Origin of the sequence: Halomonas sp. M20, assembly GCF_020622265.1 — a bacterium.
Classification (GTDB): domain Bacteria; phylum Pseudomonadota; class Gammaproteobacteria; order Pseudomonadales; family Halomonadaceae; genus Modicisalibacter.
In genome coordinates, this window is record NZ_JACNMQ010000009.1 from 66,650 (window position 1) to 87,562 (window position 20,913).

Annotated in this window: 19 protein-coding genes; 7 read left to right on the plus strand and 12 right to left on the minus strand. The window is 58.5% G+C overall.

What is annotated here, in order from left to right:
• Window positions 1–332: 332 nt before the first annotated feature.
• The 3 genes from H7850_RS17225 to H7850_RS17235 all read right to left on the minus strand — a co-directional run bounded on the left by H7850_RS17225 (window position 333) and on the right by H7850_RS17235 (window position 2,266).
• Window positions 333–1,085: a hypothetical protein gene (locus H7850_RS17225; protein WP_227370721.1), complete on the minus strand. Its 753-nt coding sequence runs from the start codon at window positions 1,083–1,085 to the stop codon at window positions 333–335.
• A 16-nt stretch (window positions 1,086–1,101) separates the two neighbouring features.
• Entirely contained in the window at window positions 1,102–1,752 is a 651-nt protein-coding gene (locus H7850_RS17230; protein ID WP_413614170.1) for a HupE/UreJ family protein, read from the minus strand.
• A 136-nt stretch (window positions 1,753–1,888) separates the two neighbouring features.
• Window positions 1,889–2,266, minus strand: coding sequence for a hypothetical protein (locus H7850_RS17235; RefSeq protein ID WP_227370723.1), 378 nt, complete (start codon window positions 2,264–2,266; stop codon window positions 1,889–1,891).
• Window positions 2,267–2,381: 115 nt separating this feature from the next.
• Here H7850_RS17235 and H7850_RS17240 point away from each other — a divergent pair, with 115 nt between their 5' ends.
• Both H7850_RS17240 and H7850_RS17245 read left to right on the plus strand, forming a co-directional pair.
• Window positions 2,382–2,657, plus strand: coding sequence for a metal-sensing transcriptional repressor (locus tag H7850_RS17240; protein ID WP_227370724.1), 276 nt, complete (start codon window positions 2,382–2,384; stop codon window positions 2,655–2,657).
• Between the two features lie 36 nt (window positions 2,658–2,693).
• The gene (locus tag H7850_RS17245; RefSeq protein ID WP_227370725.1) at window positions 2,694–4,064 is read left to right on the plus strand and encodes an MFS transporter; all 1,371 of its coding nucleotides are present in this window, start codon (window positions 2,694–2,696) and stop codon (window positions 4,062–4,064) included.
• A 108-nt stretch (window positions 4,065–4,172) separates the two neighbouring features.
• Here H7850_RS17245 and H7850_RS17250 read toward each other — a convergent pair whose 3' ends face one another.
• The 6 genes from H7850_RS17250 to glnA all read right to left on the minus strand — a co-directional run bounded on the left by H7850_RS17250 (window position 4,173) and on the right by glnA (window position 9,866).
• Window positions 4,173–4,562, minus strand: coding sequence for an Hsp20/alpha crystallin family protein (locus H7850_RS17250; RefSeq protein WP_227370726.1), 390 nt, complete (start codon window positions 4,560–4,562; stop codon window positions 4,173–4,175).
• Window positions 4,563–4,583: 21 nt separating this feature from the next.
• Window positions 4,584–5,039 carry an Hsp20/alpha crystallin family protein gene (locus tag H7850_RS17255; RefSeq protein ID WP_227370727.1) on the minus strand — a complete coding sequence of 152 codons (456 nt, stop codon included), beginning with the start codon at window positions 5,037–5,039 and terminating at the stop codon, window positions 4,584–4,586.
• A 129-nt stretch (window positions 5,040–5,168) separates the two neighbouring features.
• Entirely contained in the window at window positions 5,169–6,566 is a 1,398-nt protein-coding gene (gene glnG, locus H7850_RS17260; RefSeq protein WP_227370728.1) for a nitrogen regulation protein NR(I), read from the minus strand.
• Window positions 6,563–7,627, minus strand: a complete 1,065-nt coding sequence (gene glnL, locus H7850_RS17265; protein WP_227370729.1) for a nitrogen regulation protein NR(II) — start codon at window positions 7,625–7,627, stop codon at window positions 6,563–6,565. Before glnL ends, glnG begins: the two co-directional genes overlap by 4 nt.
• 64 nt (window positions 7,628–7,691) lie before the next feature.
• On the minus strand, window positions 7,692–8,309 hold the full coding sequence (locus tag H7850_RS17270) for a DUF4124 domain-containing protein (protein ID WP_227370730.1): 618 nt from the start codon (window positions 8,307–8,309) through the stop codon (window positions 7,692–7,694).
• 147 nt (window positions 8,310–8,456) lie between these two features.
• Entirely contained in the window at window positions 8,457–9,866 is a 1,410-nt protein-coding gene (gene glnA / locus H7850_RS17275; protein ID WP_227370731.1) for a glutamate--ammonia ligase, read from the minus strand.
• A 619-nt stretch (window positions 9,867–10,485) separates the two neighbouring features.
• Here glnA and H7850_RS17280 point away from each other — a divergent pair.
• The 5 genes from H7850_RS17280 (at window position 10,486) to H7850_RS17300 (ending at window position 16,313) form a co-directional block, all read left to right on the plus strand.
• Window positions 10,486–11,001 (plus strand): hypothetical protein, encoded by a 516-nt coding sequence (locus tag H7850_RS17280; RefSeq protein ID WP_227370732.1) that lies wholly within the window; start codon window positions 10,486–10,488, stop codon window positions 10,999–11,001.
• Window positions 10,998–11,975, plus strand: coding sequence for a polysaccharide deacetylase family protein (locus H7850_RS17285; protein ID WP_227370733.1), 978 nt, complete (start codon window positions 10,998–11,000; stop codon window positions 11,973–11,975). The genes H7850_RS17280 and H7850_RS17285 overlap by 4 nt, the downstream gene beginning before the upstream one ends.
• Before the next feature lie 162 nt (window positions 11,976–12,137).
• The gene (typA, locus tag H7850_RS17290; protein ID WP_227370734.1) at window positions 12,138–13,964 is read left to right on the plus strand and encodes a translational GTPase TypA; all 1,827 of its coding nucleotides are present in this window, start codon (window positions 12,138–12,140) and stop codon (window positions 13,962–13,964) included.
• 175 nt (window positions 13,965–14,139) lie between these two features.
• The gene (ilvA, locus tag H7850_RS17295) at window positions 14,140–15,393 is read left to right on the plus strand and encodes a threonine ammonia-lyase (RefSeq protein WP_227370735.1); all 1,254 of its coding nucleotides are present in this window, start codon (window positions 14,140–14,142) and stop codon (window positions 15,391–15,393) included.
• A 284-nt stretch (window positions 15,394–15,677) separates the two neighbouring features.
• Window positions 15,678–16,313 (plus strand): OmpW/AlkL family protein, encoded by a 636-nt coding sequence (locus H7850_RS17300; protein WP_227370736.1) that lies wholly within the window; start codon window positions 15,678–15,680, stop codon window positions 16,311–16,313.
• A gap of 295 nt (window positions 16,314–16,608) precedes the next feature.
• Here the strand turns inward: H7850_RS17300 and H7850_RS17305 are convergent, their stop codons facing one another.
• The 3 genes from H7850_RS17305 to glpK form a co-directional block, all read right to left on the minus strand.
• Complete coding sequence (locus tag H7850_RS17305; protein WP_227370737.1) at window positions 16,609–17,367, minus strand: DeoR/GlpR family transcriptional regulator; 759 nt, start codon at window positions 17,365–17,367, stop codon at window positions 16,609–16,611.
• A gap of 216 nt (window positions 17,368–17,583) precedes the next feature.
• Window positions 17,584–19,263, minus strand: coding sequence for a glycerol-3-phosphate dehydrogenase/oxidase (locus H7850_RS17310; RefSeq protein ID WP_227370738.1), 1,680 nt, complete (start codon window positions 19,261–19,263; stop codon window positions 17,584–17,586).
• Window positions 19,264–19,350: 87 nt separating this feature from the next.
• The gene (gene glpK / locus H7850_RS17315; protein WP_227370739.1) at window positions 19,351–20,856 is read right to left on the minus strand and encodes a glycerol kinase GlpK; all 1,506 of its coding nucleotides are present in this window, start codon (window positions 20,854–20,856) and stop codon (window positions 19,351–19,353) included.
• Window positions 20,857–20,913: the final 57 nt, after the last annotated feature.

Genomic DNA, 20,913 nt, shown 5'->3' on the forward strand with positions numbered 1-20,913 from the left:
AGATGGCGGCGGCCTTTGCGTCCTGCAGGCACGTTCAAAAAATACGCCGATCATCTTGCCGATAAGTGACGCACTTTTCCAGCTTAGGCATTCTGCGCAAAAAACACGAGCGGGATAGGCCTGTTCGGAAGGTGTCTGCGCTCGATCATACGGCGTAAAAAACGGCTTGTGCGCGCGTCCAGTCAAGCGACTCATTTACATCGCGCAATCTCCGCTCTTCCGCCAAGTTGGGCCAATCGGTTTTCGGAGCAAAGGAGTGATCAAGAGCAACGCAGGATTATAGAGACCCTGGCCTTCACAAGAGAGCCAGGGTCTGAAGATCGCTTCCGGGGTCAGAGCATTTGCTTCAGCTCACCGTAATCACCGTCGAGTCTCAGCACCACGGTCACCTCGTTGTCGTTGCGGTTGCGGAAGAACCAGCCGTGGTTGCCGGTGAAGGCCGCCTCCAGCTCGCCCTCGTCTTCGGGGACACCGCGCCCCTTCTCATAGCTGATCGAGTTGCCATTCCCGTCACCGTGAGTGTCAAAATTGACCGGCCCCCCGTCGGACGACCAGGCGAACCTCGCGACGGCGCCTTCCTCCATGGTCAGCTTGTACTCGGTGCCCTCGCCCGGCGTCAGGGTGAAGCTCACCTCATCACGCCAGCTGGCTGTCTCATCGGTCGCCTGGGAGGGCGTCTTATCGGGTAACGAGGCCGCGGCCACCTGGCTGGCCTCAGGCTGAGGCTGCGTCGCTTCCGGGGCAGACGCGGTGGTGGAGGCTTGTCCGACTGCATTCTCCGAGGAGGATGCCTGCGGGTCAGCATCAACCCCGACCGTGGCCTGGCTATCCACCGTGCCCTGTGGCGAAGCAGCCTGTGTCGCTGCCCGATCAAGCTCGGCCTCTTCGGCCAGTTGCTCCTTGATTTCCCCCATCTCGGTCAGCCCCAGAAGACGCCCCGCCCCGGTGTGGTCAATCCCGTACTCGGCGGGCAGGACCACGGTTACCAACAGGACGTTGGCCGCCACGCCGGCCAGCAGGGTCGAGCGGATCAGCTTGCGGGAAGAGGGCAATTCCGCGCGAGTAGGAAGATCAGTATTGTACATAGTGAAACTCCGTGAATCAGGTAGTGAACAGGCCAGTGAGCTGATAACCGAACAGCACGAAGCCGGCACACATCATGGCAACGTTGGCGGTATAGGCGTGACGCAGGAATCCGGCAGTGCGCCGCCAGAAGCCCATGACGATGAGAATAGCGCTCAAGGCCAGCAGTTGGCCGATCTCCACCCCTACATTGAACGCCAGCAGGTTCGGCAGCAGGCCATCCGACGAGATCTCGTACTCGATGATCTTGGTCGAGAGCCCGAAGCCGTGAAAGAAGCCGAAGATCAGCGTCGCCGCCTTGGTATTGGGTTGGAAACCGAACCAGCGCTGGTAGGCGCCGAGGTTGTCCAGCGCCTTGTAGACAATGGATAGCCCGATGATGGCATCAATGAGATAGCTGTTGATGCCGACATTGAAATACACCCCGAGCAGCATCGTCGTGGAGTGACCCAAGGCGAAGAGACTGACGTAGATGGCGATGTGCTGCATCCGGTAGAGGAAAAAGATCACCCCCAGCAGAAACAGGATATGGTCGTACCCCGTCACCATGTGCTTGGCGCCGAGATAGATGAAGGAGATCAGGTTGATGCCATAGATCTCCTGGATATAGCCCTTGTCGCCTTCGGCAACGGCATGGGCAAGGGCTTCGCCGCTGGCCCCCAGGAGCATCACCAGCAGCGTGAGAAGGACTAAGACGTGGCGTCGGACTACATCAGGCAGGCCGAACGCACCCCCTATTCGGGATGGAAACATGAAACCTCCACGGGTCTTTCATAAGAATCGGCCGTCCGACGGACGGCCCCGGTCATACAGCGATGACCGGCCGTGGGGGACGCTCCAGGCGGTACACCCGGTGCAGCGGAACGCCGTCACGATCGCCAGACCGCAGGACGGCGCGGAACAGCGGCTCAAAGGTAACGCCCGTCGCGGGCCGAGCCGCAGTCTCGTGGAAGTGGCTGCCGCTCTCGTGGTGAGGGGAATGCCCCTCCCCGTGCTCGTGGCCATGATCGTGGGCATGGCTATTCCTTTCAGTCTCCTGATGAGCCGAATCGACAGCTGCCGTGCTCAACGGACCATGGGAACGCGCCTCGCCGGCACTGGTGATGACCAGGCCGGGCACGAACAGCAACAACAGGACCAGATAGCCGAGGCGATGGCGCAGCCGATGGAGCATATAAAGCAACCAGGATGAGACCGAAGACGTATAGGGCGCTGCACTGACCTAGGGTCATTGGCGCAGCACCCACAAAAGTTTAACATCCTCCCCAGGAGGATATGAAACAGAATAAGGGAAAAAGATGACATCGCATACCCATCAAACACATCCCGCCATCATCAAGCGTCTGAACCGCGCCAGGGGGCATCTGCAGAGCGTGACCCAGATGATCGAGGATGGGCGTCCCTGCCTGGATATCGCCCAGCAACTCCACGCCGTGGAGAAGGCCATCCAGCAGGCCAAGCGGACCCTGGTGCAGGACCATATCGATCATTGTCTTGAGGAAGCCCTTGGCCCTCAGACCCAAGCGCAGCGGGCCCATGCCGAGGAGTTCAAGGCGATCGCCCGCTACCTGTAAGCCCTTATGGACACCACTGCTCCTCGAGGAGGCCCCATGCTCGACGTGCTCGCCCACCGCGTCTACCGCCATTTGTTTCTGGCCCAGGTCATTGCGCTTGTTGGTACCGGCCTGACGACGGTGGCCTTGGCGCTGCTGGCCCACGACCTGGCCGCCGGGCAGGCGGGGGTCGTGCTGGGCACGGCACTCGCAATCAAGATGGTGGCCTACGTGGGTATCGCACCGCTGGTGGGCGCCTATGCGGCGCGCCTGCCCCGACGCTGGCTGCTGGTCAGCCTGGACCTGCTGCGTGCAGCCGTGGTCTGCATGCTGCCCTTCGTCACCGAGATATGGCAGATCTATGTCCTGATCTTTCTGCTCAACGCTTGCTCGGCGGGCTTCACGCCGGTCTTCCAGGCGACGATTCCCGACATCCTCGAAGATGAGGGCCAGTACACACGGGCACTGTCGTTGTCGCGTTTTGCTTACGATCTGGAAAATCTGCTCAGCCCGGTGGCCGCGGCAGCGCTGTTGATGGTGATGGGCTTCGACGTATTGTTTCTGCTCAACGCCCTGGCGTTCCTGATCTCGGCCGCCCTGGTCGTGTCGGTGACGCTGCCGTCGCCGCATCCCATGGAGGAAGCACCCGGCATCTGGCGGCGTGCTTCCCACGGCAGTCGGATTTACCTGAAGACACCTCGACTGCGGGGACTGCTGGCGTTGAATATGGCGGTCTCGGCTGCCGGAGCCATGCAGATCGTCAACACCGTGGTGGTCGTGCGCTCTGTCCTGGGCTTGGGCGAGCGCGAGGTTGCCCTGGCCTTCGCTGCGGCGGGCGGGGGTTCTATGGTAGTAGCCTTGCTGCTGCCCAAAGTGCTGGATCGGATGCCCGAACGTCCGGTCATGCTGTTGGGCGGTGTCCTCATGACGTTGAGCCTGTACCTGGGCCTGCTCACCCCAGGGTTTACCGGACTACTGGGGCTATGGCTACTACTGGGTGCCGGCGCCTCGCTGGTCATGACGCCCACCGGACGATTGCTCAAACGCTCATGTCAGCCCGAGGATCGACCGGCGCTGTTTGCCGCGCAGTTTTCGCTGTCACACGGCTGCTGGCTGTTGGCTTATCCGCTGGCCGGATGGGCTGGAGCACAGGTAGGGTTGATCGAGACCTTCGCACTAATGGGAACAATAGCGCTCTTGGCGACGGCGTTAGCGGCTTATGTCTGGCACTCCTATGACTCGATGGTTCTCGAGCACGAACATGCCCCCATGGCCCACACCCACCTGCACTACCATGATACACACCACCAGCATACGCATGAGGGATGGGAGGGGCCGGAGCCTCATGCCCATTCCCACCACCACCTGGCGGGTAGGCACCGGCATATCTTTGTGATCGATGGACATCACACGAGATGGCCGTCGTGACATGCTAAAGGGGCACAGTGCCTGTCTGTTTCACGCTGGTCAGCGAAGAACCAATAAAAAAGGCGCCCTCCCGAAGGAGGACACCTTGTCTGTGGCAGTGCTGGCGAATCAAGCCGCCTTGACCTCGATACGCCGACGACGATGCGTCTCGCGCTTGGGCAATACCAGACGCAGCACGCCATCGCGGATTTCTGCCTGGATCGAGTCGGCATCGATCTCGTGGCTCAACGTGAAGCGACGCGCGTACTGATCGCCGCGTATCTCCGCATAGGAAGCGGAAACGCCGCTTGGCATATCGATCTTGATATCGCCTTCGATGCTCAGCACGTTTTGATCCACCTCGATGTGCAGCGACTCCTGGGTGACCCCTGGCATATCGGCGACCACATGCAGGGCGTCATTCTGCTCGTAGATATCCACTGCCGGTAACAGCGTACGGCGCTGTTCGGGCTGGGTCGCGACATCGCGGTTGGTTTCGCGTTTAGTGACATCATTCATAACTCAACACCTCCTTGGGTCTCAAGCCGTCTTGATTTCGACGCGACGTGGCTTCATTTCCTCGCGCTTGGGTAAATATATCTCGACCAGTCCGTTGGCCGTTTTAGCCTCGGCTCGCTCGGTGTCGACGCCATCAGGTAAAGTAACGGAGCGCGAGAATTCACCGCTGAACCGCTCCTGGCGATAGTAGGCGCGCTCTTGGCGCTCGCCTTCTTCCGCGACCGACGAACGGCGACCGTGCAGGGTCAGCACGTTATCCTGGACGCTCACATCAAGCGCTTCGGTCGTCAAGCCCGGCGCAAACACGTATACCAGGATGGCTTCGTCCGTACGGCCCATATTGATCATGGGAAAGGTCCCGCGGGGCACCGAACGAATATCTGAGGTGGCCTGGGGAAAGAATTCGTCCATGACCTGCCGGAACCAATCAAAATCCGCAGACCTGGAGCCGTTGGAACGCCAAAGATCTCCGAACATGATCTAACACCTCCTTATAAAAGTCAGTGAAGATGTACTTCTCAGCAAAGCCGGTGATGTAGCCCGTTTTGCTATATATGAATATGGGCCCGTGCGGTAAAAATTCAAGGTTTCCTTACTTGAAAAACCTCACTCTAAAATCGTATTTTTCAGCTTGCGGGTCAATGTGTTGCGCCCCCAGCCCAACAACTCCGCCGCCTCTCCTTTTCGCCCACCGGTATGCTTGAGGGCGGATTCGATGAGAATACGCTCGAACTCCGATACCGCTTCACCGAGCAGGTGTGTATGCCCTGCGCTCAAGGTGCGATCGGCCCAGACGCGAAAGGCCTTGCGCCAATCCTCGCTCTCATACTCCAGGCTTTCCACATCACGCAGTTCTGCCGGCAGGTCGTCGATCAGGATTTCGCGTCCGGAGGCCATGACCGTCAGCCAGCGGCAGGTATTCTCCAACTGGCGCACATTGCCCGGCCAGGGCAGACGGGTGAGGTGCTCTTCGGTGGCCGGGGTCAATACCTTGACCTCGATGGTGAGCTCCCGGGCCGCTTCCGCGAGAAAGTGCTGGGCCAAGCGGGGAATGTCTTCGCTACGCTCCGCCAGACGCGGCAGATGAATGCGAATCACGTTGAGCCGGTGGAACAGATCTTCTCGAAAGCGCCCTTCCGCGGCCCGCTGCTCAAGAGGCTGGTGGGTGGCGGCAATGATGCGCACATTGACTTTGACGGAGTGATGGCCACCGACACGATAGAACTCACCGTCTGCCAGCACCCGGAGCAAGCGGGTCTGGGTATCCGGTGGCATATCGCCGATCTCATCGAGAAACAGCGTACCGCCATCCGCCTGCTCGAAGCGCCCCTGGCGCTGGGTAGTGGCGCCGGTGAAGGCGCCCTTTTCATGCCCGAACAGTTCGGATTCCATCAGCTCCTTGGGTATAGCCGCCATGTTCAAGGCGACGAAGGGCCGGGCCTTGCGTGGACTGTGCTGATGCAGAGCCTTGGCCACGCGCTCCTTGCCGGTGCCGGATTCGCCATTGATGAGCACGGTGATATGGGATTGCGCCAGGCGACCGATGGCGCGAAACACCTCCTGCATGGCCGGCGCCTCGCCGATGATCTCCGTTGCCAGCCGAGCAGGTGGGCTGGTCGGCGTACGGCGTTCCCGAGCATGCGCAATGGCCCGCCTCACCAGCGCCAGGGCGTCGTCGACATCGAAAGGTTTGGGCAAATACTCGAAGGCGCCGCCCTGGTAAGATGCTACTGCGCTGTCCAGATCAGAGTGCGCAGTCATCACGATCACCGGCAGATCCGGATGGGCCTGGCGAACCTGTGCCAACAGATCCAGACCATCGAGCCCCGGCATACGGATGTCGGTCAGCAGTACGTCCGGCGGATCACTCATCAGCGTATCGAGAGCATGATCCGCGCGTTCGAAACTTTGAATCTCGATGTCCGGCTGGGCAAGCGCACGCTCCAGCACCCAGCGAATGCTGCGATCGTCGTCGATGATGACGACACGTGCCATCTCGGTCATGGGGCCTCCACGAGTGAGTTGACGGCTGCGTCCAGGGGGATGAGCAGACGAAATTCGGTATGGCCAGACTGAGACTCGCTTTCAATCAAGCCATGATGTTGTTGCAATATCGACTGAGCGATGGCCAACCCCAAACCACTGCCGTCGGCACGCCCCGAGACCATGGGGTAAAAGAGCGTGTCCCGTAAGCGCTCGGGAACCCCAGGTCCGTTGTCGATCACGGTGATTTCACAGACCAGCCGATGGCATTCGCTGCCAAGAGTAAACTGGCGTCTTGCCCGAGTGCGCAGCGTCAATCGCGGTGCTTCGCAGCGGCTCGATTCCATGGCCTGTACGGCGTTGCCCGCCACGTTGAGCAGCGCCTGGATCAGTTGGGCTTCGTCCCCGATCATCTCTGGCAGGCTGGGGTCGTAATCCCGCACATAATCGATACCCGCATGTTCCGCCAGAAGCAGGGTTCGCACCCGTTCCACGACCTTGTGGATATTCAAGGATTCGTGTCGGCAAGGGTAGTGGGGGCCCAACATACGGTCGACCAGATCCCGCAGTCGATCCACCTCCTCGATGATTACCTGGGTGTATTCAACGAGCGCCGAATCCGGAAGATCGCGTTCAAGCAGCTGCGCCGCGCCGCGGATACCTCCCAACGGATTCTTGATCTCATGGGCCAGCCCCCTGGAGAGCACCTTGACGGTTTTCTGGCGGGCGATGAGCGCCTCTTCTCGAGAGATTCTCAATAGCCGATCCCGAGGTTCGATTTCGAGCAGCAGTTCATCGTCACTCAAGGGGGTCGCCGTAAAATCGACGGTGACTGCTTCGCCGCTAACCAGCACGAGCCTCGCTTCCCGCTGGGTAAAGGAGTGAGCGGTCTTCATCGCCTTGACCAGCACCTCGGTCACGGCTGTATTGCCACCTATCAGGCTTTCGAGCCGCAAGCCTTTCACGCGACCAAGGCTGACCGCCAACAATGCCTCGGCCGCCGGATTCATCCAATCGACGTTGAATGTTCCATCCAGGGTCATGACGGCAGTCGTCAGGTGTTCCAATAATCGTCGGTGCATCCTGCGCTCCGTAATGGTCATGCTTGTACGATGGTGCAAGCACTACTTTTGGAGTCGTTGAAACTCAGTTACCGGTTTGATCTGGGGGCCGACCCGCAGGGTTGTTCGGATTCGATGGAAGATTGACGCTGGCCCGATGCACGTACAGCGTCACCGGGTCGCTGCGATGCCGCACATTGCCCTGAGCATCGAGCAGCTCCGCGCGCAAGGTATGCTCACCGCGATTCAGGTTGCTGAGCATGAACACCTTTGTGTGCGTTGCCGATTGACTGACGTCACCGTCTTTCAACAAGCGGATGCGATGATCCTGGCGCAATTCAGGCTCCACCGCTATATCGATGATGATATCGCCAGCGTAACCGGTCTGCAGCGTATAACCGTCCTGGGGCGATAGAATGCCAAAGGTGGAATAAGGCATGAAGGGGCCACCAGGGACGTTTCGCGATGAGCGGGGAGCCGCTTGCTCCTCGGCTGCGGTTCCAGAGGCCTTTGAGGCGGAAGGTGCAGATTCTTGCGAAGGCACCACCGTGAGGGATTCGAGCTTGATGCGCTGGCTATCCTGGCTGGGGGTATCGGTAAAGACGACATTGCCTTGAGCATCGAGGCTTCGATAAACCGTGGCCGCCTCGATCCCGCTAAAAGGCAAGCAACCTATGAATATGCAGGATAGAAAACGCCTCATGATAGCTTCCTCGGTGATCCTTGCCACAAGTATGCGCCGCATCTCGAAGTGACGTAAAAAAGGGCTCCCGTGGGAGCCCTTGCTTCTTATATCTTATCGGCCGCTTGCCTGGCATCTGTAACAAGCAGCTTTATCACGCGGCTGTCATCAGCAGCTGTAGTACATGTCGAACTCGAGCGGGTGCGTGGCCATGCGCAGACGCTGCACGTCCTCACCGATCACCTCGATGTAGGCATCGATCATGTCATCGGTGAACACTCCGCCTTCGGTAAGAAAGGCACGGTCCTGGTCCAGACACTCAAGGGCCTGCTCAAGACTCGTCGCCACGGTGGGTACGGACTTGCCCTCTTCCGGCGGCAGATCGTAGAGATTCTTGTCCATGGCATCGCCGGGATGGATCTTGTTCTTGATACCGTCTAGACCCGCCATCAACAGCGCCGCAAACGAGAGATAAGGGTTGGCGACCGGATCCGGGAAGCGTGTCTCTACCCGCTTGCCCTTGGGGCTGGCGGTATAGGGAATACGAATCGAGGCGCTGCGATTGCGCGCCGAATAGGCCAGCATTACCGGCGCCTCGAAGCCTGGCACCAGACGCTTGTAGGAGTTGGTCGCCGGATTGGTAAAGGCGTTCAGGGCCCGAGCGTGCTTGATGACGCCCCCGATGTAGTAAAGCGCCATCTCGGAGAGTCCGGCGTACTCGTCACCGGCGAACATGTTCTCGCCATCCTTCCAGAAGGACTGATGGATGTGCATGCCGGAGCCGTTGTCGCCCACCAGCGGCTTGGGCATGAAGGTGGCCGTCTTGCCGTAGGCGTGGGCCACGTTATGAATGACGTACTTCATCTCCTGAACTTCATCGGCCTTCTTGACCAGCGTATTGAACTTTACGCCGATCTCGTTCTGGCCGGCATTGGCCACCTCGTGGTGATGCACCTCCACGGACTGGCCAATCGCCTCCAGGGTGTTACACATGGCACTGCGGATGTCGTGATGGGAGTCTACCGGTGGAACCGGAAAGTAGCCGCCCTTGACCCGGGGTCGATGGCCGAGGTTGCCGCCCTCGACGCTAGTGGAGTCCGTGGCCCAGGCCCCCTCTTCCGAGGAAATGCGAAACATCGATCCTTGAATATCGTTTTTCCAGTGCACCTCGTCAAAGATGAAGAACTCCGGCTCCGGGCCGAAGAAGGCGGTATCGCCCAGTCCGGTACTGGCAAGATACGCTTCGGCGCGCTTAGCGATGGAACGAGGATCGCGCTCATACCCCTGCATGGTGGCGGGCTCAATGATATCGCAGCGCAGTATCAGGGTGGCATCTTCAGTGAACGGGTCGAGAAAGCCCGAGCCATCTTCCGGGCGCAGGATCATGTCGGATTCATTGATTCCCTTCCAACCAGAAATAGAAGAACCATCGAACATCTGGCCATTTTCGAAAAATTCGTCATCGACGGCACTGGCGGGAATGGTGACATGCTGCTCTTTACCCCGTGTATCGGTAAAGCGCAGATCGACCCAGCGAATGCTGTGCTCTTCCATCAGGGCGAGAGTCTTTTCTGACATGGTTTTCTCCACAAGGTGAACATTAAATTCGAATCGGTAAAAATCGCATCGTTTTAGCATGCCGCGCTATTGATTGCCCACGACAGACTCTTTCCATCAGTTAATAGCAAAAGATGGGCCAAATATACCTAGCAAAACTTTCCCTTTAAACAGTCACCTGATTTCACTGAAAATAATTTTAACTCATCGAAAAAATCAACAACTCATCATGGCGTTGTACGCCACGCTGTGCGCTTTGGAAAACAATACGCGCACCATCCGAGTGCATGTCTTGTTTTCTCGCCCCATTCTGGTGCCTTACGTGATTTGGCCGCAACGGGCTCGATAATGATTAATCAACTCAACCGATTAAGCGTGAAAAAACCATGCGCTAACCATGTTGAAATCAGCCGGTCAATACATTGATACGCTATGAAAACAAAAGATACTATTTATTACATAAAAACTGGCGTCTAGTAATCGCTGACATGAGTGACTGCATGACATTTATTGCGTGACTCAAAAATTCAAGTCGCTGACGCGGCAAACGACCAGCCAACAGAGTTGGGTCACCCTGACAATGAATTATTTTTGCATCATCATCGACTCTCAACGTGGCCACTCACGCCTGGACAGGTGTTTGGAAGCTGTTACGCACGCAGTCAATACGATCAACAGTCCAGTGGATATCATCGTACTCGTTGACAAGGTTCGAACGCGCCACGCCATATTGGCCGACCGTCATAATGCACAATTGGTAGAGCGCTGTGCCGATACTCGAGGACAGCGTTACAACGCTTGTGCCAACCGGACCCAGGCCAGCACCCTGGTATTCATCGATCCTTTGGTGGAGCTACCCGCGGGCTGGCTGGCCTGGGCGGAGCGCGCCATGTTCGAGCGCGCCTGGGATGCCGTGGCCTTGACAATGATCAGCACCACGAAGCTTCCCTGGCTGACGCGTTTTTTGAGCTCCGGCAGCGACACCCTCGCCCTAAGCGTCAAACGCCAATGGTTCGAGCGCGTAGGCGGCTTCGACGTCGAGCGGGAACAAGGCATCGAAAGCGATCTTCTACTGCGTCTAGCTGCTTGTAACGCCCGGGTGATGCACCGGGCACCTGAAGTCAGTCAAGCAACCAGCAGCGAGTTGCGCCAATGAATGCTCTCGGGTTGGCTCAGGATCTGGCGCAGCGCCTGCGCGGTCATTGGCGACGCACACTGTTGGAGCCGGGTCGCGGGCAGCGCGTGTTATTGCATTTGCCTCAAGTACTTGCAAGCGAGACCGAGGCACGCTTACCCCATTGCGCGCCCTGGAGCCTTGGGCCATCGAGTTTCGAAAACTTGCTTATTACGCTCAACGGTGTCGCAGGTATGGTCAACCTTTCCACCGCGCTTACGCCTCACGCCGAGCAACATCCCAGCATAAGCCTGACCTTCGACACCCCCTGGCGCCATGATATCGAAAATGCGACCGGCTTACTCGATCATTACGCTATCCCCGCAAGTATCTTCATCACGTCGGCACCGACACAGGATACGGGGCTGTGGCGCAAGCTGATTGGCGATGCACTATGGCAAAGACACTCCTTCAGGCGGGTTCGAGACACCATGGGAGACGCGGGACTGCCACTACCACCCAAACCCCCCAGTCATCCAAATCATGCCTATAGCCGCGCACTGCTGCACTACTTCCTGCAACTTGCCGATACCGATTCAAAGCGCTTGTGCCAGGTAAGTGACCATCTGCTGGGCATTCTCGATCATTCACTGCAACCGATCGACCCCTTTAGCGCGCGACGCCTGGAGAGTAGCGGGTTGTTCCGCTTCGGCGCCGGCGGATTTCGTTATACCGAGCAGGATGACGGCGGGCTCTACCAACAGTTGCGCCGTTCTCGCAGAATGCTGGCCACGCTTTGCCGTGACCCGCTACCGACTATCGCCTTCACCGGCGAGCCCCCCTCCTTGCATAGCCGGCGAATGCTACAGCGCGCAGGCGTAACCTCAGCGGTGTTCGATACAGAAGGCTGGCTGACACAGCGCAGCAATCCGCTGGCGCTTCCGCGCATTAACGTCAACCAAACGCTGGCTCAGAGCCCAGGGCGTCTCTTCGATCATCTACTAGGCTTTTTATAGGCTACGCCCCAGCGGTTCTGAAAAAAGGGGCCAAGGCCATCGAAAAGCGCGTCGACAGAACGTGAAACCGGCGCCAGCCGGCAAAATCCGCGGGATAAGGTAGCCGCCGGGCACCACTAGCCACTATAATGCGCCCCCTATTTCCCCCAGCAGGATCCCGTCGTGATCGAGAAACTTCGCAACATTGCCATCATTGCTCACGTCGACCACGGCAAGACCACTCTGGTCGACAAACTCTTGAGTCAGTCCGGTACCCTGGATCGCAAGGCCGAAGGCCAGGAGCGCGTCATGGACTCCAACGACCAGGAGAAGGAACGCGGTATCACCATCCTGGCGAAGAACACGGCGATCCGCTGGCAGGCACCCGACGAACAAATCTATCATATCAATATCGTCGACACCCCCGGGCACGCGGATTTCGGCGGCGAAGTCGAACGCGTCATGTCGATGGTCGACTCTGTGCTGCTGCTGGTCGATGCGGTCGACGGTCCCATGCCCCAGACACGCTTCGTCACACAGAAAGCCTTCGATCAAGGCTTGAAGCCTATCGTGGTAGTCAACAAGATCGACCGCCCGGGGGCCCGTCCGGACTGGGTCATCGATCAGATCTTCGATCTGTTCGACAACCTGGGGGCAAGCGATGAACAGCTCGACTTCCCGATCATCTACTGCTCCGCATTGAACGGCATTGCCGGCCCGGACCCCGAGGAACTGGCCGATGATATGACGCCGATGTTCCAGTCCATCGTCGATATCGTCGAACCGCCCAAGGTCGAGCGTGACGGCACCTTTCAGATGCAGATCTCGGCACTCGACTACAACAGCTACGTGGGCGTCATAGGCCTGGGCCGTATCAAGCGCGGCAATGTACGTCCCGGTCAGCAGGTCAGTGTGATCTCGCGCCACGGCGATACCCGCAAGGGCAAGATCGGCCAGGTAATGACGCACATGGGGCTTGAGCGTGTGCAGACCGATCAAGCCGACGCCGGCGACATCATCTGCATCACCGGCATCGACGATCTGGCGATTTCCGATACCTTGTGCGATCCGGCCGCTCCTGAAGCCTTGCCGGCACTGACCATCGACGAACCCACGGTTTCCATGACCTTTCAGGTCAACGATTCACCCTTTGCCGGCCGCGATGGCAAGTACGTCACCAGCCGCAATATCAAGGACCGTCTTGACCAGGAGCTGATACACAATGTCGCGTTGCGCGTCGAGCAGGGTGACTCTCCGGAGAAGTTCAAGGTCTCCGGCCGGGGTGAACTGCACCTATCGGTGCTGATCGAGACCATGCGTCGTGAAGGCTACGAGCTGGCCGTGGGCCGTCCGGAGGTCATCATTCGGGAAGTCGACGGCGTCAAGCAAGAGCCCTACGAAGAGGTCATCATCGACTGCGAAGAGCAGCATCAGGGCGCCATCATGGAGGAGCTCGGCTATCGCAAGGGCGAGATGACCAACATGAACCCGGATGGCAAGGGCCGGGTGCGTTTGGACTTCATCATCCCGGCACGAGGCCTGATCGGTTTCCGGGGCCAGTTCCTGACCCTGACCTCCGGTACCGGCATTCTCACCAGCCGCTTCGATCATTATGGGCCGCTCAAGCCCGATGCTTCCATCGAACGGCGTAATGGCGTATTGGTGTCGATGGTCGATGGCAAGGCACTGGCTTATGCATTGTTTACGCTGCAGGAGCGGGGCAAGCTGATCGTCGATCACGGCACCGAGGTCTACGAGGGTATGCTGATAGGTATCAACAACCGCGCCAGCGACATGACGGTCAACCCCACCAAGGGCAAGAAGCTCGACAACATGCGCGCCTCGGGCAACGACGAGAACATCGTGCTGACGCCGCCGGTAAGATTCTCGCTGGAGCAGGCCATCGAGTTTCTCGATGACGATGAGCTGGTCGAGGTCACCCCGAACCATATCCGCTTGCGCAAGAAGCACCTCAAGGAAAACGAACGCAAGCGCGCCAACAAGAACTGATTTAGTATTTGTTCATGCGTTTTCCGGCCCGCCTTCATCGGCGGGCTTTTTGATGGGTAATTCCCGCGTTAACCCACGCTTACCCAAGAAGCGTTATGCTATAGCCGTCATGATGTCCGGGGCAGTGGATGCGCGAGCTCAACTGCCACCCTGCTATTAGCCAGTAAGGCCTGCCATGTCTATCGAATCACTTCCTCTCTCGCTTCAGGATCTACACGCCACTCGAGCAAGCCTTCGCGATGCGGTGATTCATACGGCTCAGTGGCATAACGACGTTCTTTCCGCTGCATTAGGCGCGCCGCTTGCCTTCAAATTCGAGAATCTGCAACGTGCAGGCTCTTTCAAAATACGCGGCGCCACCAACAAGATTGCTCAGTTGCTGGCTGCCGATGCTCAGGGCAATGGGGTGATCGCCGCTTCCGCCGGCAATCATGCCCAGGGCGTGGCCCGGGCCGCCGGCCTCGCAGGACTTCGCGCCGTTGTGGTCATGCCGACCAACGCGCCTTTAACCAAGATAGAAGCCTGTCGCAAGATGGGCGCCGAGGTTCATTTGCATGGCACCAACCTGGAACAATCTACCGAGCTTGCCCTGGAAATTGCCCAACGGGACAACTTGGCCTTCCTGTCTCCCTACGACGACTGGGATGTGATCGCCGGCCAGGCCAGCTGTGGTCTCGAGATGTTCGAGGACGCGCCGGACATGACGCTTGCCGTGGTGCCCCTAGGGGGTGGCGGCCTGCTGTCCGGGGTGGCGCTAGCGCTCAAACTGCAAAATCCTGCCATTCGTATCGTCGGCGTACAAACCGACACTGTGGCACCTTGGCGGCGCTTTTTAGTGGATGGCAGCATCGAGGAAGTCGCTCCCGATGCCCATACCATCGCCGATGGCATCAAGGTCAAGCGTGCCGGCAAGCTGACCCGCCAGGTCATCGCCCGCTACGTAGACGATATCGTCACCGTCAGTGACAATGCCATCGCCGAGGCCATCGTAACCCTGCTCGAGCATACTCATACCATCGGTGAAGGGGCTGGGGTCATCGGCCTAGCTGCCTTGATGAGTGGAAGGATTCATGTCAGCGATCGAGACCGGGTCGTCTGTGTGATCTCGGGTGGTAACGTGGATATGAGCCTGGTGGGCCGCTCCATCGACTATGGCCTCGCCTCCAGCGGGCGCCTGATAAGCCTTTCGGTCACCATCCAGGATACGCCAGGCAATCTCGCCCATCTGCTCGATACCGTCGCCAAGCTCAGCATGAACATCCGTCATGTGGAACATCGCCGCGGCGAACTCCACGTGCCTATCGGCATGACACAAGTGATTCTCGAGATGGAAACCCGCGGTCCGGAACACCAAAACCAATTAGTTGCCCTGCTTCAGAAAGAGGGTCTGCAGGTCAACTCGCTGACGGCCAGTGGCGATAACGATTAGATTGCACGTCACTCGTGCATTGAATGACCGGCTCGCAGAAGCCTTACTCTTTCCTGCCCACCTCCATTGGTGGGCTTTTTATTGTGATTTCAAGTGCATACGAAAATCACTTCACGTGAGCATCTACTTGTATCAAACATGACATAAATCAATGTGCGCCGTTGTGCATCGGTTACGCTACTCCCAATTCGTAGCGTTATGACCGTGCTACGCTCATGCCCCAGTATTGGATGTGCCATGCGCCATCAGGGGCGATTATTGGGATTCAACCAAGGAGTCTTCCCATGCGCGTAACCCCTCTTCTGACCGGCGCCATTTTCCTGGCCTCCATGACAGCCGCCTCCTCGGTAATGGCCTATGGCCAAAACGACTTCTATACACGCTTCGGTGTCGCCAAGGTCTCCCCGAAAAGTGACAACGGTGATTTGAGTGCTCTTGGCATCAACGAAATCGATGTAGGTGACGATAGCGCCTTCGCCTTCACCCTGGGCTACCGTTTCCTCGATCAGCTAGGTGTCGAGCTGCTGGCCGCTGAGCGCTTTGAGCACGAGATCGAGCTGGACGGAGCCAACGTTGCCTCGACCAAGCACCTACCGCCGACTCTGACCCTGCAGTATTACCCCTTCGGCGGAACCGATTCCCGGGTACAACCGTACGTCGGTGCCGGTGTGAACTACACTCGCTTCTCGGATGAAACCCTCGATCTTCCCGGCGCCGACCTCGAACTGGACAACTCCTGGGGCTACGCCGCGCAATTCGGCGTTGACCTATTGATCAGCGAGCACTGGGCGCTCAACGCCGCCGCCTGGTACCTGGACATCGACAGTGATGCCACTGTCTCGGCCGGGGGCGCCGACTACGATACCGAGGTGGAAATCGACCCGCTGGTGGTCATGGGTGGCCTGAGCTTTCGCTTCTAATACTCAGTGTTTTCCGATTCTCCATAAGACGGCCTGAGGGCCGTTCCAGAACGTTGAAAAAGCTCTGGTGTAACCGCTGGAGCTTTGCTTTTAGTTAGTACTACTTAAGAAGCCACCCTATGTTCAAAGTCCCCATGGACTATGTCCAACCGGTAAGAAGGTGATGCTTTAACATTCAGAAAGAATTGGCAACGAGGCTTTGCCGGCAACACCGTCCATCATTAGTTCTTTCGTTAACGTGCAAAAGGCTTGGCCAGTGACAAGCTACTGTATCCCGAGAGTGTGTACTAATACGTTACACCAGATGCAACATGACATCGTGCTGCTTCAGCAGGTGGCGTATCCGCTCCGGCGGCTGACGGTCGGTGAACAGCGCACTGATCTGCGAAAGATGTCCTTGTCGAACGACGGGGTTGCGCTGGAACTTGGAGTAATCCGCGGCCAGAAACACTTGTCGCGAATTGCGAATGATCGCCTGGGCGACTCGCGCCTCCTGGTAGTCAAACTCCAGTAGCGAGCCGTCTTCGTCGATGCCACTGATACCGATGATGCCGTAATCGACCTTGAACTGGTTGATGAAATCGATCGTGGCCTCGCCCATGATACCGCCATCCCGGGCGCGGATCTGGCCGCCGGCGATTATCAGATTAAAGTGCTCCTTGTGCTGCAGGATGGCTGCCACATTGAGGTTGTTGGTGATGACCTCCAGGCTGCGATGCTCTAGCAGCGCGTTGGCGATCACTTCATTGGTAGTGCCGATGTTGATGAACAGCGATGCATCTTCCGGGATGTGCTTCGCCACTGTGACGGCAATCCGATGCTTGGCGTCGAGATTGAGACTCTTACGCGTCGTGTAAGAGGTATTGACGGTACTGGACTCGAGGCTGGCGCCGCCATGAACGCGGCGTATCCGATTCCTACTTGCCAGATAATTGAGATCACGACGAATTGTCTGCGGAGTCACCGTGAAATGATCGGCCAACTGCTCAATACTGGCATAGCCCTGGCGGCCAACCACTTCAATGATACTCTCATGTCGCTGCTGCTGGTTCATGAAAACTCTTCGATTCTTACGTACTCGTATTCAGAAATGCGCTTTAATCACGCTGTTATACATAGCCATTCTATCACCTCCAGTCGGTTAGACTCCTCGCCACGCACTGCATCAACATGGTGCCCTACCATCTGCAGGGCCTGAGGCAAGGCCCCACTTGCTCCGGTATGGGTCGTTGAAGACTCGAAGCGTTCCGCCGGTAACTGTCGGCGCTCGCTACCATTTCAAGGTTTCAAAATGAGGTGCGCTGTCGTTCTCGCTCTCATGGCTGGGGATTTCCAGTCTACGATCATCGTGCCTGTCAAAATATTCATCGAAGCGCGCCTTGGCCTCGTCGCCGAACAGGATCTCACAGGCTTCCCTCAAGCCGGGAGATTGGCGGATTTCCTCGTCACGTACCACCAGGGAGATCTTCGAGCGACGCCGCAGGAAATCCTCGAGACGCACGATCATCTCACGGTGGCGCGCCTGATCGAGCTCGCAGCGCAGGTACTCGGTGCCCTCGATCAGCAGTTCGCCTTGGCGTGGATCCTCGCGAATCTTCTCGAGCATGGCCAAGGCGCCGGCGCCGTAACGTCGCCAGAGGCGGATCGATAATGGCTCGGAGGACTCCGCCGGGGTCATGGCATCCAGATCCATCAGCTCCGCCTGGTGCATGAATTCCCGCTTGACCGGCGCCGGCGGCTCGCCGTACCAGCGATAGTTCGGATGAGAAATCGTCACACCCAGACGCTTCACCTCCTCGACGACCTCGTCCCCCACGTTGAGGCAGTCGGTTAGCTTGCCGCCGAAGATACTGATATGTGCATCGTCTTCGTGGGTATCGATGGCATGCTTGCGCGACAGCTGCAAGAAATCGCGATTCTTGCCGCTGCTGGGCTTGACCGCGAGAGAGCGAACACCGCAACGAGTCGCGATGATGTCGTCCCGGCTCAGCGGCTTATCCAGGGTGAGACGCTTGTTGATATTGTCCAGCACGAACTGGACGTCATCGTCGGTAACCTGCACCTCCGGGCTTTCCATGCGCGTATCCGTGGTGCCGATACAGGTGCGCGGCCCCATGGGAATGACGAAGAACAGCCGCCCCTCATCGTCGAAGAAGGCCAGCACCCGCCGGTGATCCGTCAGCTGCGGCACGATCAGGTGAATGCCCTTGGAATAGGCGTGTCTGTGGGGGGTCTGCTGCTTGCTCAAGGTGTTGTGCTCGTCCACCCAAGGGCCGGCGGCGTTGATCAAGACCTTGGCACGGATATCGAAAGTGTCATCGCTCACCACGTTGCGTGCTTGGACGATCCAGGTGCCGCCTTCCCGCTGGGCGCCCAGGGATTCAACATAGTTGGCGGCCACGGCGCCGTGGTTCAGCGCGGTGCGCACGAAGTTGAAGACGAAGCGCGCGTCGTTGTCGTGAAGATAGGCATCAGAATACTCGAAACCGCCGACCGTCTCCCGGGTATTGATGATCGACTCACTCTCCCTGATAGATTTCGGGGTAAGGAAGCGTGGGATACGCGTGAAACAGTCGCCCATGAACCAGTAGAGCCAAGTACCGAACCAGAGATAGCTGGGTCGGTAGCGAAACCCCTTGGCGATGGTGGTCAGGAAGCGAATTTCCTGAACCGTGGAAGGAAAGCTCTTGATCAAATGGTTACGGCTCTTGCAGAGCTTTCGCACCAGCGCGAAATCATAGCTTTCCATGTATTTGATGCCCCCCCAGACCAGGTTGGAGGAATGCATGCTGGTACCGCTGGCGAAGTCGCCTCGATCGATCAACGCCACCTTGACGCCCTTGCCAGCCAGGGCGGCGGCGGCGGCGGCGCCGTTGATGCCGCCACCGATGATCAGCACGTCGAAAGTGTCGTCGGTCAGTTTTTCGATATTGCTGTTGCGCAGTTGCATGATGAGATTCCGTCAGTTGAGGAGTCGCGCCGTCCGGCACCTTCCGGACGGTGACGTGGGCGTTTCACTCGAACCCTCGCCCGAGCGCTACCCCTCCTCGTCGCGCTCCCAGCCCATAGTGCGCTTTACCGCCTTCTTCCAGCCCCGGTAGTTGCGCTCGCGGCATTCCGCATCCATCTTGGGCTCGAAGACATGCTCGATCTCGCCCTTGTTCGCCACCTCGGCCTTGCTCCAGAAATCTACGGCGATGCCCGCTAGATAGGCGGCCCCCAAGGCGGTGGATTCGGTAATCACCGGGCGTTCCACATTGACGTTCAGCATGTCCGCCTGGGCCTGCATGATGACGTTGTTGACTACGGCGCCCCCATCGACCCGCAGGGATTTAAGCGTGATATCGGAGTCCACCTGCATGGCATCGATGACATCTCGGGTCTGATAGGCCAGCGAATCCAGAGTGGCTCGAGTGATGTGCTCCTTGCGGGTGCCCCGGGTCAGCCCGAAGATCGCACCTCGGGCATACATGTCCCAATAAGGCGCGCCCAGCCCGGCAAAAGCCGGCACTACGTAGACACCGCCGGTATCCTTCACCTTGCCGGCGTAGTATTCCGAGTCCTCCGCGGAATCGATCAACTTCATCTCGTCCCGCAGCCACTGCACCGCCGCCCCGGCGATGAAAATGGCGCCTTCCAGGGCGTACTCCACCTTGCCCTCCACTCCCCAGGCGATGGTAGTGAGCAGGCCGGATTTTGACGTCACCGGCTCATCGCCGGTATTCATCAGCAGAAAACAGCCGGTGCCGTAGGTGTTCTTGACCATGCCCTTCTCGAAACACGCCTGTCCGAACAGCGCCGCCTGCTGATCCCCGGCGATACCAGCGATGGGCACCCGGGCGCCGCCGAACATTTCCGCCCCGGTCGTGCCGTAGACCTCGCTGGAAGGCCGCACCTCGGGCAGCATGCTGGCGGGAATGTTCAGCTCCTCGAGCATGCGTTCGTCCCATTGCAAACGGTGGATATTGAACAGCAGAGTACGCGAGGCGTTGCTGTAGTCAGTCATGTGGCATTCGCCCCGGGTGAGATTCCACAGCACCCAAGTATCCATGGTACCGAACAGCAGATCGCCCTTTTCCGCCCGCGCCTGGGCACCTGCGACGTTATCCAGAATCCAGCGGATCTTGGTGCCAGAGAAATAGGAATCCGCCACCAGGCCGGTATTCTCGCGAATATAGTCTTCCAGCCCTCGCGCCTTGAGGTCATCGCATAGCGCGGCGGTGCGCCGATCCTGCCAAACAATGGCATTGCAGATGGGCCGACCGGTATGCCGATCCCAGACCACCGCAGTCTCGCGCTGATTGGTGATGCCGATGGCGGCGATTTCCGAAGGGAGCACCCCCTGAGTCTCCAGCACCTCCCGGGCCACCCCCATCTGGCTGCCCCAGATTTCCATCGCGTCGTGCTCCACCCAGCCCGGCTGCGGGTAATGCTGGGTAAATTCCTTCTGGGCGACACCGACGATGCGGGCGTCGTGATCGAAGAGAATGGCGCGGCAGCTGGTAGTGCCCTGATCGAATGACATGATGTATTGTTTTTTCATGGGATGTCTCCTGAGAGATTGTCGATGATGACGTCTTGTTGCTATCTCGATACTGCT

What these genes read in the sequence shown, in the direction of transcription:
- H7850_RS17225 (WP_227370721.1), bottom strand. Translation starts at nt 1,085, where the DNA reads ATGTACAATACTGATCTTCCTACTCGCGCGGAATTGCCCTCTTCCCGC.
- H7850_RS17230 (WP_413614170.1), bottom strand. Translation starts at nt 1,752, where the DNA reads ATGCTCCTGGGGGCCAGCGGCGAAGCCCTTGCCCATGCCGTTGCCGAA.
- H7850_RS17240 (WP_227370724.1), top strand. Translation starts at nt 2,382, where the DNA reads ATGACATCGCATACCCATCAAACACATCCCGCCATCATCAAGCGTCTG.
- H7850_RS17245 (WP_227370725.1), top strand. Translation starts at nt 2,694, where the DNA reads ATGCTCGACGTGCTCGCCCACCGCGTCTACCGCCATTTGTTTCTGGCC.
- H7850_RS17250 (WP_227370726.1), bottom strand. Translation starts at nt 4,562, where the DNA reads ATGAATGATGTCACTAAACGCGAAACCAACCGCGATGTCGCGACCCAG.
- H7850_RS17255 (WP_227370727.1), bottom strand. Translation starts at nt 5,039, where the DNA reads ATGTTCGGAGATCTTTGGCGTTCCAACGGCTCCAGGTCTGCGGATTTT.
- glnG (WP_227370728.1), bottom strand. Translation starts at nt 6,566, where the DNA reads ATGACCGAGATGGCACGTGTCGTCATCATCGACGACGATCGCAGCATT.
- glnL (WP_227370729.1), bottom strand. Translation starts at nt 7,627, where the DNA reads ATGCACCGACGATTATTGGAACACCTGACGACTGCCGTCATGACCCTG.
- H7850_RS17270 (WP_227370730.1), bottom strand. Translation starts at nt 8,309, where the DNA reads ATGAGGCGTTTTCTATCCTGCATATTCATAGGTTGCTTGCCTTTTAGC.
- glnA (WP_227370731.1), bottom strand. Translation starts at nt 9,866, where the DNA reads ATGTCAGAAAAGACTCTCGCCCTGATGGAAGAGCACAGCATTCGCTGG.
- H7850_RS17285 (WP_227370733.1), top strand. Translation starts at nt 10,998, where the DNA reads ATGAATGCTCTCGGGTTGGCTCAGGATCTGGCGCAGCGCCTGCGCGGT.
- ilvA (WP_227370735.1), top strand. Translation starts at nt 14,140, where the DNA reads ATGTCTATCGAATCACTTCCTCTCTCGCTTCAGGATCTACACGCCACT.
- H7850_RS17300 (WP_227370736.1), top strand. Translation starts at nt 15,678, where the DNA reads ATGCGCGTAACCCCTCTTCTGACCGGCGCCATTTTCCTGGCCTCCATG.
- H7850_RS17305 (WP_227370737.1), bottom strand. Translation starts at nt 17,367, where the DNA reads ATGAACCAGCAGCAGCGACATGAGAGTATCATTGAAGTGGTTGGCCGC.
- H7850_RS17310 (WP_227370738.1), bottom strand. Translation starts at nt 19,263, where the DNA reads ATGCAACTGCGCAACAGCAATATCGAAAAACTGACCGACGACACTTTC.
- glpK (WP_227370739.1), bottom strand. Translation starts at nt 20,856, where the DNA reads ATGAAAAAACAATACATCATGTCATTCGATCAGGGCACTACCAGCTGC.